The sequence below is a fragment of the Thiohalomonas denitrificans genome, assembly GCF_016841685.1.
GTDB classification, from domain to species: domain Bacteria; phylum Pseudomonadota; class Gammaproteobacteria; order Thiohalomonadales; family Thiohalomonadaceae; genus Thiohalomonas; species Thiohalomonas denitrificans_A.
The window spans coordinates 52,182-69,115 of the sequence record NZ_JAENYR010000005.1; the positions used below are offsets into that span (position 1 = coordinate 52,182).

Below are 16,934 nucleotides of genomic sequence, written 5' to 3' on the forward strand. Positions count from 1 at the left end.
ACTCGATAGGCAGCCAGTTAGTCGTTTTTCTTCTCCATCTGCTCCTTGAGCAGGTCGCCCAAGGTCGGATTGACTACCGCCGACTGTCGGCTGTAATCCTGCATGGCGTCGGCTTCTTCTTTCATGTCCTTCGCCTTGATGGAGAGATTGATGGTGCGGTTCTTCCGGTCGACACCGATAAATCTGGCTTCGACCTCCTCACCCTCGTTCAGCACGGTGCGGGCATCCTCGACGCGATCACGGGAGAGCTCGGAGGCACGCAGGAAGCCTTCCATCTGGTCGGCCAGCTGCACAACGGCACCCTTCGCATCCACTTCCTTGACCACACCCTTGACGATGCTGCCCTTCGGATGCTCAGCAACAAACGAGGAGAACGGATCCTGCTCGAGTTGCTTGATACCCAGAGAGATACGTTCACGCTCGGCGTCAATGGCCAGAATCGAGGCTTCGACTTCTTCGCCCTTTTTATAGTTGCGAACCGCCTCTTCGCCCGTCTCACTCCAGGAGATGTCGGAGAGGTGCACGAGACCGTCGATACCGCCGTCCAGGCCGATGAAGATACCGAAATCGGTGATGGACTTGATGTTGCCCGAGACCTTTTCACCCTTGTTGTGGGTGGCAGCGAACTCTTCCCATGGATTCGTGGCGCACTGCTTCATGCCCAGGGAGATTCGACGGCGTTCCTCGTCGATGTCGAGGATCATCACCTCAACCTCGTCACCCAGCTGAACCACCTTGGAGGGATGGATATTCTTGTTGGTCCAGTCCATTTCGGAAACGTGGACCAGTCCCTCGACACCCTCTTCGATCTCCACGAAGGCACCGTAGTCGGTGAGATTGGTGACCTTCCCGTACAGCCGTGTGCCTTCCGGGTAACGACGAGTGATATCTTCCCATGGATCCTCGCCCAGCTGCTTGAGGCCCAGGGAAACGCGATTGCGTTCGCGATCGAACTTGAGGACCTTGACGTCGATCTCGTCGCCGACATTGACGATTTCGGAGGGGTGCTTGACCCGCTTCCATGCCATATCGGTGATGTGCAACAGACCATCGATGCCACCCAGATCCACGAAGGCGCCGTAATCGGTCAGGTTCTTGACGATACCCTTGACCACCTGGCCTTCCTGCAGGTTCTCCAGCAGGGCCTCGCGCTCTTCGGAGGTCTCGGCCTCGACGACGGCACGGCGGGAAACCACGACATTGTTGCGGCGACGGTCCAACTTGATGACCTTGAACTCGAGCTCTTTACCTTCCAGATACGTGGTGTCCCGCACCGGGCGGACATCCACCAGAGAACCGGGCAGGAACGCTCGGATATCTTTGAGTTCAACGGTAAAGCCGCCTTTGACCTTGTCGACAATCCTGCCGTTGACGGTCTCACCGGCCTCGGATGCCTCTTCAAGGCGAGTCCAGGTTTCGGCACGCTTCGCTTTCTCACGAGACAGGCGAGTGGCACCGAAGCCGTCTTCGACGGCCTCCAACGCGACTTCCACCTCGTCGCCGACCTGCACTTCCAGCTCGCCGCTCTCGTTAAGGAACTGCTCGGTCGGAATCATGCCTTCCGACTTCAGTCCGGCGTTTACGACCACCACTTCCTGGCCTACATCCACAACGGTGCCGGTCACGATGGAGCCGGGGCGCATCTGGGTGTTGGTCAGACTCTGTTCAAAAAGTTCTGCAAAGCTTTCGCTCATTACTCCGTAACCTGAAAATATGAAACCGCGTCGCCAGGGCGAGGCAGTTGGGCTGATGGTTATGTCCGATTCGCGGCGTCGGCGAATCCCCGTATTGCACTCTAGTTAAATGTAACCGTCTCAATCTATTTCAATCTTGTCGGCGATGGCCGACATCACTTTTTCGAACACGTCCTGCACGCCGAGTTCGGAAGTGTCGATCACTATCGCATCTTCTGCAGGCCGGAGCGGCGAAGCGCTACGATTACTATCCCGCTCGTCCCGTTCGGCAATCTCTCGCAGAAGACTGGGCAGGTTAACATCCAAACCCTTTTGCTTCAACTGGTTATAACGCCTTTCCGCCCTGACCTCCCGGCTCGCTGTCAGAAAGATTTTGGCAGGCGCATCCGGAAATACCACTGTGCCCATGTCACGACCATCAGCGACCAGACCCGGAGACTGTCGGAAGGCGCGCTGGCGCTGCAGCAAGGCCTCGCGAACGCATGAAAGCGCCGCAACCATTGAGGCATCGCTGCCACAACCCTCTGTGCGGATATCGTTGGTAACATCCTGGTTTTCCAGAAAAACCAGCGCGGTGCCGCCGCACTCCCCGGCCTCGAACTGCACGTCGAGACTGCCGGCGAGCTCGCCCAGGGCCCCCTCGTCATCCAGTGCCACACCACGCCGCCGGGCGGCAAGTGCGATGAGGCGGTAGAGGGCCCCGCTATCCAGGAAATGCCACCCCAGGCGCTTGGCCAGAAGCTGGCTGATCGTGCCCTTTCCGACCCCGCTGGGCCCGTCAACCGTAACCACCGGGACGTTATTCCGATCCATTGTAGCTCTCACCGTACTATAAGAAAGAAAAAGACCGCTCGCCGATCTTTGGCCTTTGGTCTTTGCTCGCCGGTAACTGCTCGCCCGAGTGAGTATGCACGGTATAGGAGCCTGTCATCCCCGCGCAGGCGAACCGTCATCCCCGCGCAGGCGGGGATCCATTTTGCGCGATGCCACTGCTCTCTGGATTCCCGCCTACGCGGGAATGACGGGGAGTGAACAGCTGGTTGCCAGTCTCTGGTCGTTGCCCCTCGCCCCTCGCCCCTCGCCCCTCGCCACTAGCCACTCGCCACTAGCCACTCGCCACTAGCCACTCGCCACTCGCCACTCGCCACTCGCCACTAGCCACTAGCCACTAGCCACTAGCCACTAGCCACTCACTTTCGCCGGCACTTCCGTCACCGCAAGTCCCGCCTCGGCAGCCAAACCGACGAACCCGGGGAAGGAGGTGTTGACATTGGCACAGTCGAGGATGCGGATATCGTCGCTCGCTCGCAGTGCCGCCATCGCGAAGGCCATGGCAATACGGTGGTCACCATGGCTCTCCACCGTTCCGCCACCGAGCGTACCGCCCTGGATCACCATACCCTCTTCCGTTGGACACGCATCGATGCCCAGGATATTCAGCCCATCCGCCATCACCTGAATACGGTCACTCTCCTTGATCCTCAGTTCCCGGGCGCCGGTCAGTCGCGTTTCACCTTCGGCACAAGCGGCAGCCATGAAAAGTGCGGGGAACTCGTCAATGGCCAGGGGTACCTGTTCCTCGGGAATACAAATCCCCTTCAGTCGACTGCCCCGGACCCGAATGTCCGCCACCGGTTCACCACCAACCTCGCGTTCATTGCCAAGCTCGAGCTCCGCTCCCATCAGGCGCAGGATGTTGATAACGCCGATACGGGTGGGATTGATACCCACATGCTCCAGAAGCACATCGGAACCCTCGGCGATGGCGGCGCCAACCATGAAGAAGGTCGCCGAAGAGATATCGGCCGGCACCTCGATCGAACGGGCGGTCAGATGCCCGCCACCTTCGACGCAAACCGTCGAACCGGTCCGACTTACGGGGTAGCCAAAACCCGCGAGCATCCGTTCGGTATGGTCGCGTGTCGGAGCCGGCTCAGTGATGCAGGTACGACCGTCCGCATACAGGCCGGCCAGCAGCAGACAGGATTTGACCTGAGCGCTGGCCACCGGAAGGTCGTAGTGAATCGCCTTCAACGCAGCACCGCCGCGGATACGAATCGGCGGTGTGCCCCCCGGTGCGGTTTCCAACTGCGCCCCCATGGTCTTCAACGGGTCGGTGACGCGGCGCATCGGCCGCCTCGAGAGGGAGACGTCTCCACTCATCTCCACATCGAAGCTCTGTCCTGCCATCAGACCGGCCAGCAGGCGCATGGAGGTGCCGGAATTGCCCAGATAGAGCGGTTTCGCCGGTGCCTTCAGGCCGTGCAGGCCCACGCCTTCGATCCGCAGCCGCCCTTTCTCGGGGCCTTCAATAGGGACTCCCATCTGCCGAAAGGCATCGAGAGTGGCCAGATTGTCCTCCCCTTCCAGAAAGCCGCTGACCTCCGTTACACCTTCAGCCAGCGAGCCGAGCATCACCGATCGGTGGGAGATCGACTTGTCGCCCGGCACACGGATACGCCCTGAGAGGCGTCCGCCGGGCTGTACCAAAAATTCCACGTTTGCGTCAGTCATTGTCTTTTTGTATTGAACCACGGGGAACACGGGGGAGAGAGATTGTTTCACATCCCTGTGCGCCCCGTGTCCCCCGTGGTTAGCTATCGTCCGCCTTATCCACGAAACAGTCACGCGCCTCTTTGGCGCGGGTGAAGACCTCCAGCAGATAGTCGCCATCGCCGGACTCGATGGCTTGCCGCATCTGGTGAAGATCACCTTCGAACCGGTTCATCACCTTGAGGAGTGCATCACGGTTGGCCAGACAGATGTCGTGCCACATGCTTGGGTTGCTCGAGGCGATGCGGGTAAAGTCCCGGAAACCACCGGCGGCGTAGCGGAAGATCTCCGCCTTTTCATCAAGGGTGGCGAGGGTGTTGACCAAAGTGTAGGCCAGCAGGTGGGGCAGGTGGCTGGTAGCGGCGAACACCTCATCGTGGTGTTGGGGCGTCATGGTCTCGACCATTGCGCCGGTCTTCTCCCACATCGCCCGTACCGCCGCCGTGGCACCGGTGTCGCTCTCCGGCAATGGCGTGAGGATCACACGCCTGTGCTGAAACAGCTCAGCAAAGGACGCTTCCACTCCATTGCGTTCCGTCCCCGCGATCGGGTGACCGGGAACGAACCCGGGCGGACAGCGCACCCCGAATACCCGATGTGCGGCCGCCACTACCGAACCTTTGGTACTGCCCACATCCGTGATGATCGCACCATCGGCCAAATGGGGGCGAATGGCTTCCAGAATGGACTCCATCGCCCCTACCGGGGTGCCGATAACCACCCCGTCGGCCCCATCCACGGCCTCCGCCGGATCGGTGCTATACCGGTCGATAATGCCCAATTCGACCGCCCGCTCCAGCTGGGCCTCATCGCGCCCGCAGCCAATGATTTCTCCGACGCTATCGGCTGCCCGCAATGCGCGAGCCAGGGAACCGCCGATCAGGCCGACGCCGATGATTGCCAAACGTCGCACCAGCGCCTCAGACGTCCCGACCGATGGCTTTGGCGATCCCCTTGAGCTCACCCATCAACGCATTGAGTTCATCCGGCGTAATGGCCTGATCGGCATCGCACCAGGCCTCGCACGGACTCGGGTGCATCTCAACCAGGAGGCCGTCGGCGCCGGCAGCCACCGCCGAGCGGGCCAGGGCCGGGACCATCCAGGCCTTGCCGCCGGCATGACTCGGATCGACGATGACCGGCAGGTGCGTCTCCTTCTTCAGGACCGGAATGGCAGTGACGTCCAGGACATTGCGATAGGCGGTTTCGAAGGTACGAATTCCGCGCTCGCAGAAGATGATGTTGTGGTTTCCGCCGGCGGCAATGTACTCGGCCGACATCAGCCACTCCTTGATGGTCGCCGACATGCCGCGCTTGAGGATCACCGGCTTCTGGATCCGGCCCACCTCTTTCAGCAGATCGAAATTCTGCATATTGCGGGTGCCGATCTGGATGGCATCCACGTTGTACTCGTCAAATGCATCCAGACTGCGCACATCCATCAATTCGGTGACAATCGGCAGCTTCTGCTTGTCCGCCGCAGCGCGAAAGATCTCCAGTCCTTCCACGCCGTGGCCCTGGAAGGAGTAGGGGCTGGTGCGCGGTTTGAAGGCCCCGCCCCGCATCAGCCGGCAACCCGCAGCGACAACCATTTCCGCCGCCCTGTCCATCTGTTCCTGCGTCTCCACGGAACAGGGACCGGCAATCACCTGCACGGTATTGCCGCCCAGCTTGACGCCGCCGATCTCCACCACGGTGTCCTCTTTGTGATAGGAGCGGGCGACGATCTTGTAGGGCCTCATAACCCGAATCACTTCCTCGACGCCGGGCAGCGCCTGCAACGCTTCCTTGTCCGCCTTGGTCTCGTCACCGATCGCGCCAATCACCGTGCGTTCGATGCCGCGGGAGACATTGCACCCCAATCCCATGGACTCCAATCGTTTTTCCACGCCGGCGATATGCTTCTCACTGACATCGGTGCTCATGATGATAATCATTTCCTACTACCTCGTTACTCGGTTTTCAGCGCCCCAGAACCTCGTTCAGGGCCTTCAGGACTCTTTCATTCTGTTCGGCGGTACCGATGGTGATGCGCAAATGGTCCGGCATGCCGTAACCGGCAATCGGTCGGACAATAACGCCCACGCGCAGCAGCGCCTCATAGACCGGACCGGCCTGACCCACATTCACCGAGATGAAGTTGCCGACCGACCCGATATAGGAAAGGCCGAGCGTATCGAAACCAGCGGCCAGCTGTTTCATACCCTCGGCGTTCACCTTCAGAGTCCTGGAAAGATGGGCGTCATCATCCAACGCCGCCCCGGCAGCCGCAAGGGCGACACTGTTGACGTTGAATGGGGGGCGCACCCGGTTCAGCAGATCCGCCACGCCCGGATGCGATATCCCGTAACCGACGCGCAGCCCGGCAAGGCCGTGACACTTCGAGAAGGTCCGGCTGACGACCAGATTGGGGTACTTTTCCACCCAGGCCACGGCATCGGGGTAATCCGGTGCCAGATAGCGACCGTACTCGAAGTAGGCCTCGTCCACCACCACGACCGTCTCGGCGGACACTTTGGCGATGAACGCCTCCAGCTCATCACCGCGAAGCCAGGTGCCGGTCGGGTTGTTGGGGTTGGCCACGAATACCACTTTGGTTTCCGGGGTGATCGCCGCCGCCATGGCCGCCAGGTCGTGTCCCCACTCCCTGGCCGGCACGGAAACGGGCCTGGCCGAGGCGGTCATCGCCAGGATTGGGTAGATGGCAAAGGCGTGTTCCGAAAACAGCACCGTATCTCCCGGCTGCACGAAGGCGCGTACCACGAATTCCAGAATATCGCTGGAGCCATTGCCGAGGGTAATGCGCTCCATCGCCACCCCCATCCGTTCCGCGAGATTCTGCTTCAGGCGGAAACCATTGCCGTCCGGATAGAGCCCGACATCCATCATCGCCTTGCGACCCGCCTCGACGGCGAGCGGGCTCGGCCCGAGCGGATTCTCGTTGGAAGCCAGCTTCACCGCGTTAGTGATGCCCAGCTCCCGCTCCAGCTCCTCAATCGGCTTGCCGGGTTGATAAGGCTGCAGCCCACGCACACCAGGCGCCGCCCGTTCAGTAAAGTCAGTCATTACCTGTATTCACTAAATAAAGCCACAGAGGGCACACGATTGCATGGATGCAGGAGGTAGAGCAACGCATGGAGCAGTTGCCGAGAGAACACAGAGATTAAACCACGGGGAGCACGGGAAAACCCTTTTGTATTTGCTCGGCCCGGGGCAGTAGTAACACCCTTCGGTCAACGATAACCCGGTAAGGCGTCATCCAATTCAACAACCCCGTGCGCCCCGTGTCCCCCGTGGTTAATCCGCAGCGCTCCGTGTTCTCTGTGGCAAAACCAAATTCATTACATCGCCGCCTTGGGGAACGAGCCCAGGACCTTGAACAAAGAGGCGTTCCGCCCCAATTCGGCAAGCGCCCTGGCCACTGCCGGCGTTTCCCGATGGCCTTCGACATCGACGAAGAAGACGTACTCCCACATCCCTTGACGGGATGGCCGTGATTCGATGCGGGTCATCGAGATCTCATTATCCGCCAGCGGCTTCAGTAACTGAAACAGCGCACCGGATTCATTCCGGCTGGAAACCAACAGCGAGGTCTTGTCCTCCCCGCTTGGTGGAGTGTCCTCCCGGCCCAGAATCAGAAACCGGGTGGTGTTATCGGGCGCATCCTCGATGTTTTCCGCCAGTCGATTCAGCCCGAACAATTCAGCGGCTGCGATGCCGGCAACGGCAGCGGCCCCCTCTTCCGCCGCCGCCAGACGCGCAGCCTCGGAGTTACTGCTGACTGGGACGCGTTTCACGTTAGGCAAATGGCTGTCAAGCCACTCCCGACACTGGGCAAAGGACTGCGCATGGGAGTAGATCGTCCGGATCCCCTCCAGCGAACACTCCCGCGACATCAGGTGATCATGGATCCGAAGCTCAACTTCGCCACAGATCTTCAGCGAAGTGCGCAGCAGCAAATCGAGCGTGATGTTCACCGCACCTTCGGTCGAATTCTCGACCGGCACGACGCCATAATCGGCACTGCCGGCCTCCACTTCGCGAAAAACCTCATCGATGGCGGCCTGCGGAGCGCCGTTGACCGCGTGGCCGAAATGCTTCAGCACCGCTTCCTGGGAGAACGTCCCCTCGGGTCCCAGAAATGCGATGGTCATCGGCTGCTCCAGGGCCAGGCAGGCCGACATGACCTCCCGAAACAGTCGGGCCATGGTCTCGTCGGACAACGGTCCCTTGTTGCGCTCCTTTACCCGACGCAGGATCTGCGCCTCACGTTCGGCGCGGTAGAACAGCGCCTCGTCGCCCGCGTCGAGCTTCACGCGCGCCACTTCCCGGGCGAGCGCCGCCCGCTCTGCAATCAGATCCTGGATCTGCCCGTCCAGCACATCGATGCGTTCGCGGATCGCCTGAAGTCGCTCTTCACTCATTGACGTCGTCGTCTACACAAATAGCCACAGAGAACACAGAGAACACAGAGAATACAGAGACAGTACCTTAAAAACTCTGTGCCCTCTGTGGTGAAATTTTCAGTTCAGTCGATCACCCGCACCGCAAGCACACCGTCGATGGCTTCGATATCGGCCGCGCAGGACTCGGGAATCGCCTGATCAACATCCACCAGCGTATAGGCGAGGTCACCCTTCGACTTGTTGAGCATGTCATGGATATTGACGCCTGTGTCCGCAAGTTTGGTGGAGATCTGTCCAAGCATGTTCGGCACATTGCTGTTCACCACCACCAGCCGATAACAGTTCTCGGCGCGCGGCATAATGACTTCCGGGAAGTTGACCGAATTGATGATGTTACCCGTTTCGAGATAGTTCCGTACCTGCTCGGCCACCATCACCGCACAGTTCTCTTCCGCCTCCCGGGTCGATGCGCCCAGATGCGGCAGGGTAACGACCTTGGGGGTGTCCTTCAGCAGATTGCTGGGGAAGTCACAGACATAGCCATAGACCTTGCCTGAAGCGATGGCCTCGACCACCGCCTCGTCGTCAACAATGCCGTCACGGGCAAAGTTCAGAATCACCACGCCGTCCCGCATGCGTTTCAGGCGATCGGCATTGATGAGGTGACGGGTGGCATCCACCAGCGGTACATGAAAGGTCACGAAGTCCGAATGGGTGAGGACTTCATCGATACTGGCGGCCTTGCGCACCCCCGCATCGAGGGCCCAGGCCCCCTCTACAGTGATGCCGGGGTCGAAACCGATGACGTTCATGCCCAGGGAAATCGCGGCGTTGGCGACGCGACCGCCAATGGCCCCGAGACCGATCACCCCCAGGGTGCGCCCCGGCAGCTCATAGCCGCCAAAGTTTTTCTTGCCGGCCTCGACCTGCTTGCCGATTTCGGCATCGGCTCCCTCCAGCCCGCGAGCGAAATCCCAGGCCGGCCCGATATTGCGGCAGGCGATGAGCATGCCGGCGATCACCAGCTCCTTGACCGCATTGGAGTTGGCGCCCGGTGCATTGAATACGGGTATGCCCCGCTTGCTCATCTCGTCGACGGGAATATTGTTCACCCCGGCCCCGGCTCGTCCTACCGCCTTCAGCGTCCCGGGTATATCCATGCCATGCATCTTGAACGAACGCAGCAGGATGGCGTCCGGGTGCTGGATCTCCGAAGCAACCTCATACCGCTCCCGCGGCAGCTTCTCCAACCCCGCCACCGAGATATTGTTCAATGTCAAAACTTTATACATCCCCAACCTCCGGATCATTTGTTTACCGCAAAGGACGCGAAGGTTCGCCAAGGGTTTTTGAGAGCCACGCTCAAACTCTTAAAGTTGAGCGATGCCACCCGTTCGGCCGCCCCTTCAGAAGCGGCCGAGCTTGACCCGGTAACGGACCGGCTTGCCTTAGCGCCTCTTCGCGTCCTTAGCGGTTAATATTTTCCACCCCATGGCGACAAGAAGGTTCACCCCCCCTTCAGAAGCGACCGAGCTTGACCCGGTAACGGACCGGTTTACCTTAGCGCCTCTTCGCGTCCTTAGCGGTTAATAATTTTCACCCATGGCGCTTTTCGAAGTCGGCCATGAAAGCCACCAGCGCGTCTACGCCCTCTTCGGGCATGGCGTTGTAGATGGAGGCACGCATACCGCCGACCGAGCGATGTCCCTTGAGGGTGGTCAGACGCTGCTTGGCAGCTTCTTCCAGGAACGTGGCGTCCAGATCGGCATTCGCCAGGGTGAAGGGTACGTTCATCCAGGAGCGGCAGGAGGGCTCGACAGGATTGGCGTAGAAGCCGGAGCTATCCACGGCGTCATACAGTTTCTTCGCCTTGCGCTCGTTGATCCCGGCCATCTTGTCCAGGCCGCCGATATCGTTCTTCAGCCAGTCGAACACCAGCCCCGCCAGATACCAGGCGTAGGTGGGCGGCGTGTTGTACATGGAATCGGCATCGACATGGGTCTTGTACTGGAACATGCTCGGGGTGCCTTCGAGACACTCGCCGATCAGGTCTTCGCGGACGATGACCACCGTAAGCCCCGCCGGGCCGATGTTCTTCTGGGCGCCGGCGTAGATGACACCGAAGCGCGAGACATCAATCGGCCGCGACAGGATAGTGGAGGACATGTCCACCACCAGCGGGATGTTGCCGGTCTCCGGGATGTAAGGGAACTCCACCCCCTGAATGGTTTCGTTCGGGGTGTAGTGGACGTAGGCGGCATCCGCGCTGAGTTGCAATGCATCCTGTGTCGGACAGGTCATGGAGGTTTCGGCTGCGAGATTCACCTGGCCATAGCGCTTGGCTTCGGCAATCGCCTTTTTCGACCAGGAGCCGGTGTTGATGTAGTCCGCCCTGCCCTTGCCCGGCAGCAGGTTCATGGGAACCATGGCGAACTGGCTGGAGGCACCGCCCTGCAGGAACAGGACCTTATAGTTGGCAGGAATCCCCATCAACTCCCGCAGATCGACCTCTGCCTTTGCGGCGATCGACATGAATTCCTTGCCGCGATGGCTCATCTCCATCACCGACATGCCACTGCCCTGCCAGTCCAGCATCTCCTCGCGGGCCCGCTCGATCACCACCTGCGGCAACATCGCCGGCCCCGCACTGAAGTTAAACACCCGTGCCATTTGAGTCTCCCGTAAATAAAACCATTCACCGCAAAGACGCTAAACGCGCCAAGAACTTAAAATATGCACCGCAGAGGCGGAGAGTCCGCAGAGATTCGCGGGATCAAAACCGACTCTGCGCACTCCGCGCCTCTGCGGTGAGAATCATTTTTTGGCGCTCTTTGCGCCTTTGCGGTTAATCAGTCTTCTGTTTCATCCGGGGCTTCGCCCTCGGCATCCTCTTCGTCGGTTTCGGCCACCGGTTCGATGCCGACCAGCTTCTCCCCTTCATCGAGGTTGATCAGCTTCACGCCCTGGGTATTGCGACCCATGACGGAGATCTCGTCGACTCGCATGCGTACCAGGGTGCCGCCGTTGGTGATCAGCATGATCTGGTGCTCTTCCTCCACCAGCACGGCACCTACCACTGGGCCGTTGCGGCCGGCAGTCTGAATGGAGATCACGCCCTGACCACCGCGACCATAGGTCGGATACTCTTCGATACGGGTGCGCTTGCCGTAACCGTTTTCGGTAGCGGTCAGCACGCACCCCTCACCCTCGGCAACGATCAGCGACACCACCTGCTGATTCTCCTTCAGCCGAATGCCACGCACGCCGCGCGAAACCCGACCCAGCGGACGCACATCACGTTCATTGAAACGAATCGCCTTGCCACTGGTGGAGAAGAGCATCACCTCCCGTTCACCATCGGTGATATCCACGCCGACCAGGCGATCCTTCTCGACCAAATCGATGGCAATGATGCCGGTGGAACGTCGACGGGAGAAGTCGACCAACGGCGTCTTCTTGACCGTACCGTTGGCGGTGGCCATGAAGACGTATTTGCCCTCCTCGAACTCGCGGATGGGCAGGACCGCATTGATGCGCTCTTCCGCTTCCAGTGGCAGCAGATTGATGATGGGCTTGCCGCGGGCATTGCGCCCCGCCTGCGGCAGCTCGTAAACCTTCAGCCAGTAAACGCGGCCGCGGCTGGAGAAGCAGAGAATGGTATCGTGGGTGTTGGCCACAAACAGCTTGTCGATGAAATCCGCATCCTTCATGGAGGTCGCCGAACGCCCCCGGCCACCGCGGCGCTGGGCCCGGTAGTCGGCCAGCGGCTGGGCCTTGGCGTAACCCTCATGGGAGAGGGTCACCACCACATCCTCCTCGCTGATCAAATCCTCCAGGGTCAGATCCAGGTGAGTGGCGAGGATCTCGGTGCGCCGCTCATCACCATACTGCTCACGCACGGCCTCGAGCTCACCCCGAATCACCTCCATCAGCCGCTCGTAACTCTCCAGGATCTCGATGAGGCCCTCGATGGTGTTGAGCAGTTCCTTGTACTCACTGAGGATCTTGTCCTGCTCCAGCCCGGTAAGGCGGTGCAGTCGCAGGTCCAGGATCGCCTGAGCCTGGGCTTCGGATAGTCGATAGCCACCCTCGACCAGGCCATACTCCCTGCTGAGCCCTTCGGGACGGGAGGCGTCTGCCCCGGCGCCCTCCAGCATGGCATTCACCATACCGGACTCCCACACAGTGGAGAGCAGCCCCGCCTTGGCCTCGGCAGGACTGGCGGCCTCCCGGATCAGCTTGATGATGGGGTCGATATTGGCCAGCGCGATAGCCAGTCCTTCCAGGACATGGGCCCGTTCGCGCGCCTTGCGCAGTTCGTAAACGGTACGGCGGGTGACCACCTCGCGGCGATGACGGATGAAGGACTCCAGCACTGCCTTGAGGTTGAGCAGCCGCGGCTGCCCCTCCACCAGCGCCACCATGTTGATGCCGAATACGTTCTGCATCTGGGTCTGCTGGTAGAGATTATTCAGGACCACTTCGGGGACTTCGCCGCGCTTGAGTTCGATCACCATGCGCATGCCGTCCTTGTCGGACTCATCGCGCAGTTCGCTGATCCCCTCCATCTTCTTTTCCTTTACCAGGTCGGCAATCTTCTCCAGAAGACGTGCCTTGTTGACCTGGTACGGCAACTCATGGACGACGATGCGTTGGCGACCGTTGTCCTGCGTCTCAATCTCGGTGACGGCACGCACGTAGATGCGGCCGCGCCCGGTGTGATACGCCTCATGGATGCCGCGGGCGCCATTGATAATGCCGCCGGTAGGAAAGTCGGGACCGGGGATATAGCGCATCAGACCGGCGATATCGAGATCGGGGTCATCGATGAGCGCCAGACAGCCGGTCACCACTTCTCTGATGTTGTGGGGCGGGATATTGGTGGCCATGCCCACCGCAATGCCGGCCGAACCGTTGATCAGCAGGTTCGGCAGCCGGGCGGGCAGGACCTCCGGTTCGCTTTCCGACTCGTCGTAGTTGGCGATGAAATCGACGGTCTCCTTGTCGATGTCCGCCAGCATTTCATGGGCGATGCGCGCCATGCGCACCTCGGTGTATCGCATGGCCGCCGGCGAATCGCCGTCGACGGAACCGAAGTTGCCCTGCCCGTCCACCAGCATGTAGCGCAGGGAAAACGGCTGGGCCATACGGACGATGGTGTCGTACACCGCCGAGTCGCCGTGCGGGTGGTACTTACCGATCACATCACCGACAACGCGGGCGGACTTCTTGTAAGGTTTGTTCCACTCGTTGCCCAGCTCCCGCATGGCGTAGAGCACGCGCCGATGGACCGGTTTGAGGCCGTCACGGACATCAGGAAGGGCGCGGCCCACGATCACGCTCATGGCGTAGTCGAGGTACGACTGCTTCATCTCCTCCTCGATATTGATCGGGAGGACTTCTTTGGCGAATTCCGTCATCTAGCAGGAGGTCCGTTTCTTCGAAATCGGGTGAAACCGGCGCTGGATGCCTGTATTGCCGGTTACCGGGACAAAATACAGGTCTGGAGCCGATAAATAGGCACAATCATACCATATCCGCCTTAGCCCCCGCATCCGGCATAAAACCGCTCAGAAAGGCCGAGGGAGCCTCTCGCACCCGTTTGCGCTTTCAAGGCACCGGCTTTTTCATCATCTCCGCCATCTTCTCCGTGGTCGGCTGCTTCACCACACCCTTCTCGGTGACAATGGCGTCGATCAGCTCCGCCGGCGTCACGTCAAAGGCGGGATTCCAGGCCTTCGCCCCCGGAGCGGCAACCGGCCGGCCGCCACAGCCCAGAACCTCATCCGCAGAACGGCTCTCAATCGGGATCTGATCACCGCCGGTCAGGCTCATGTCCACGGTGGAAGTCGGCGCCACCACCATCACCTTCACGCCGTGGTAGCGCGCGGCGATGGCGGCGTGGTAGGTGCCGATCTTGTTGGCAACATCGCCGTTGGCGGCAATTCGGTCGGAGCCGACAATCAGCCAACTCACCCGCCCTTCCCGCATCAGGGCCGCACCGGCACCGTCGGCCAGCAGCGTCACGGGGATACCGTCCTTGACCAGCTCCCAGGCAGTTAGCCGGGCTCCCTGCAGCCAGGGCCGGGTTTCATCGGCATACACTTGCGCGATGCGCTGCTGTTCGAAGGCGCTGCGAATCACTCCCAGAGCGGTACCGTAGCCCCCGGTAGCGAGTGAGCCGGTATTGCAGTGGGTCAGAACCCCCCGGCCCTCGGCAGCGATCAGTGCAGCGCCCAACTCGCCCATACGACGATTGGCCGCCACATCCTCTTCATGAATGCGCTGCGCCTCGGCGAGCAGTGGAGCGACCGGTTCTCCGGAGAGCGTGTCCATGACCCCTGCCATGCGCTCCAGCGCCCAAAACAGATTCACCGCGGTCGGACGCGATGCCGCCAGTGTCTCGAAATCGGCACGGATGGCCTCCCGCCAGCTCTCGGGCTGTGCCGCATGACGGCGCCGCGCGGCCAACACCACGCCATAGGCAGCGGTTACCCCGATGGCCGGCGCGCCACGAACCACCATGTCGCGAATGGCCCCGGCCACGCCGACCGGCTCGTCGTATTCCATATACGTCTCCTCGGCGGGCAGTCGGCGCTGATCCAGCAGTTTCAGGTGTTCGTCCTCCCAGAGGACGGCACGTATGGTGTCGTATTTCATAAAAAAACAAGTCTCGCGTCCGATATCGGCGCACATTCTACCATTCACCGGGTTCCCGGATCCCTCATCAGGGCAGGAGCAGCAGTGAAAGCCGCGGTTGCTACCGAATCGGGACGCGACCCCTTTTCGCGGCTTCCGCCGCTCCTACATGGACGGGGATTTCCGAGCCTGGGGCGGTTCCACTCGCATCCTGCGCCTGAAATCCTGTATCTTTCTGCCCCCATGAACGTGGAAACCCTGATTCACGCCGGCTGGGTGATTCCGGTCGAACCGGAGGGCGTGCTCGTGCGCCACAGCATCGCTGTGGATGCCGGGCGTATCGTGGCGATTCTTCCCACCGATTCGGCCAGGGCCGAATACCGGACCGAAAACGAAGTCGACCTGCCCGGCCATGCGCTGATTCCGGGTCTGATCAACGCCCATACCCATGCGGCCATGTCGCTGATGCGCGGTCTCGCCGACGACCTGCCGCTGATGGAGTGGCTGAAGGGCCACATCTGGCCGGCCGAGGCACGCTGGGTGAGTCCGGAGTTCGTCCGCGACGGCTCGCAGCTGGCGATGGCGGAGATGCTGCGCAGCGGCACCACCTGCTTCAACGACATGTACTTCTTCCCGGATGAGGTGGCAAAGCAGGCCAAGCACGCCGGGGTTCGGGCCGTGGTGGGACTTATCGTCATCGATTTTCCCACTGCCTGGGCGGAGAGTGCCGATGAATACCTGCACAAGGCCCTCGAGGTCCACGACAGCCTGCGCAACGACACCCTGGTGACCACCGCGTTTGCGCCCCACGCACCCTATACCGTCTCGGATGGACCGCTGGAACGGGTTGCCACCTACGCGGAGGAACTGGATATACCAATCCACATCCATCTGCATGAGACCGCGGACGAGATCAGCGATTCGGTCCAGCAGTTCGGAATGCGTCCAATCGAACGGCTGGAGCGGCTCGGGCTGATTTCACCCCGCCTGCTCGCGGTTCATATGACACAGTTGACCCAGGACGAGATCGAGCAGATCGCCGCAGGCGGTGCCCATGTGGCGAACTGCCCGGAATCCAACCTCAAACTGGCGAACGGCTTCTGCCCAACGGCCAAACTGCTCGACGCGGGCGTCAATACCGCTCTCGGCACCGATGGCGCCGCCAGCAACAATGACCTGGATATGTTCAGCGAAATGCGCACTGGCGCGCTGCTGGCCAAGGGCGTGGCGGGTGATGCCAGCGTCGTCCCTGCCGCCGCGGCGCTGCGCATGGCCACCCTGAGCGGGGCTCGTGCTTTGGGTCTGGATGGCGTCACGGGCTCTCTGGAGCCCGGCAAGGCAGCCGACATCGTTGCCGTGCGTCTCGACGACATCGAAACCAGTCCGGTCTATCATCCCCTTTCACAGCTGGTTTATGCCGCCGGCCGCGATCAGGTCACCGATGTCTGGGTCGCGGGCCGTCGCGTACTCCGGGAAGGTGAACTGACCACCATCGATATCGAAGCGCTTCGCGCCCGTACGGCGGAGTGGCGAAAGAAATTGGGCGAATTTGACTAAAGGCTTTAACCGCAAAGACGCAAAGGGCGCTAAAGAAAGAAAAAATTCACCGCAGAGGCGCGGAGTTCGGAGAGATACTCCCAAT

The 16,934-nt window shown here is 60.9% G+C and carries 12 protein-coding genes; 1 reads left to right on the forward strand and 11 read right to left on the reverse strand.

Features of this window, described 5'->3' with window-relative positions:
* Positions 1–17: 17 nt before the first annotated feature.
* The 11 genes from rpsA to mtnA all read right to left on the reverse strand — a co-directional run bounded on the left by rpsA (position 18) and on the right by mtnA (position 15,313).
* Positions 18–1,694, reverse strand: a complete 1,677-nt coding sequence (gene rpsA / locus Q7L05_RS01805; protein ID WP_303901121.1) for a 30S ribosomal protein S1 — start codon at positions 1,692–1,694, stop codon at positions 18–20.
* 120 nt (positions 1,695–1,814) lie between these two features.
* Positions 1,815–2,507, reverse strand: coding sequence for a (d)CMP kinase (cmk, locus tag Q7L05_RS01810; protein ID WP_303901123.1), 693 nt, complete (start codon positions 2,505–2,507; stop codon positions 1,815–1,817).
* A gap of 369 nt (positions 2,508–2,876) precedes the next feature.
* Complete coding sequence (gene aroA, locus Q7L05_RS01815; RefSeq protein WP_303901125.1) at positions 2,877–4,208, reverse strand: 3-phosphoshikimate 1-carboxyvinyltransferase; 1,332 nt, start codon at positions 4,206–4,208, stop codon at positions 2,877–2,879.
* A gap of 79 nt (positions 4,209–4,287) precedes the next feature.
* Positions 4,288–5,163, reverse strand: coding sequence for a prephenate dehydrogenase (locus Q7L05_RS01820; protein WP_303901184.1), 876 nt, complete (start codon positions 5,161–5,163; stop codon positions 4,288–4,290).
* A 4-nt stretch (positions 5,164–5,167) separates the two neighbouring features.
* Positions 5,168–6,184 carry a 3-deoxy-7-phosphoheptulonate synthase gene (gene aroF, locus Q7L05_RS01825; protein WP_303901127.1) on the reverse strand — a complete coding sequence of 339 codons (1,017 nt, stop codon included), beginning with the start codon at positions 6,182–6,184 and terminating at the stop codon, positions 5,168–5,170.
* 25 nt (positions 6,185–6,209) lie between these two features.
* Entirely contained in the window at positions 6,210–7,313 is a 1,104-nt protein-coding gene (gene hisC, locus Q7L05_RS01830) for a histidinol-phosphate transaminase (RefSeq protein ID WP_303901129.1), read from the reverse strand.
* Positions 7,314–7,588: 275 nt separating this feature from the next.
* A complete protein-coding gene (gene pheA, locus Q7L05_RS01835; RefSeq protein WP_303901131.1) occupies positions 7,589–8,671 on the reverse strand; it encodes a prephenate dehydratase in 1,083 nt (360 codons plus the stop codon).
* Between the two features lie 104 nt (positions 8,672–8,775).
* Positions 8,776–9,945: a phosphoglycerate dehydrogenase gene (locus Q7L05_RS01840; RefSeq protein WP_303901133.1), complete on the reverse strand. Its 1,170-nt coding sequence runs from the start codon at positions 9,943–9,945 to the stop codon at positions 8,776–8,778.
* A 304-nt stretch (positions 9,946–10,249) separates the two neighbouring features.
* Positions 10,250–11,323 carry a 3-phosphoserine/phosphohydroxythreonine transaminase gene (gene serC / locus Q7L05_RS01845; RefSeq protein WP_303901135.1) on the reverse strand — a complete coding sequence of 358 codons (1,074 nt, stop codon included), beginning with the start codon at positions 11,321–11,323 and terminating at the stop codon, positions 10,250–10,252.
* A 179-nt stretch (positions 11,324–11,502) separates the two neighbouring features.
* Positions 11,503–14,073 (reverse strand): DNA gyrase subunit A, encoded by a 2,571-nt coding sequence (gyrA, locus tag Q7L05_RS01850; RefSeq protein WP_303901137.1) that lies wholly within the window; start codon positions 14,071–14,073, stop codon positions 11,503–11,505.
* A 190-nt stretch (positions 14,074–14,263) separates the two neighbouring features.
* The gene (mtnA, locus tag Q7L05_RS01855) at positions 14,264–15,313 is read right to left on the reverse strand and encodes an S-methyl-5-thioribose-1-phosphate isomerase (protein ID WP_303901139.1); all 1,050 of its coding nucleotides are present in this window, start codon (positions 15,311–15,313) and stop codon (positions 14,264–14,266) included.
* Positions 15,314–15,535: 222 nt separating this feature from the next.
* Here mtnA and Q7L05_RS01860 point away from each other — a divergent pair, with 222 nt between their 5' ends.
* Entirely contained in the window at positions 15,536–16,849 is a 1,314-nt protein-coding gene (locus Q7L05_RS01860; protein WP_303901141.1) for a TRZ/ATZ family hydrolase, read from the forward strand.
* Positions 16,850–16,934 lie beyond the last annotated feature (85 nt).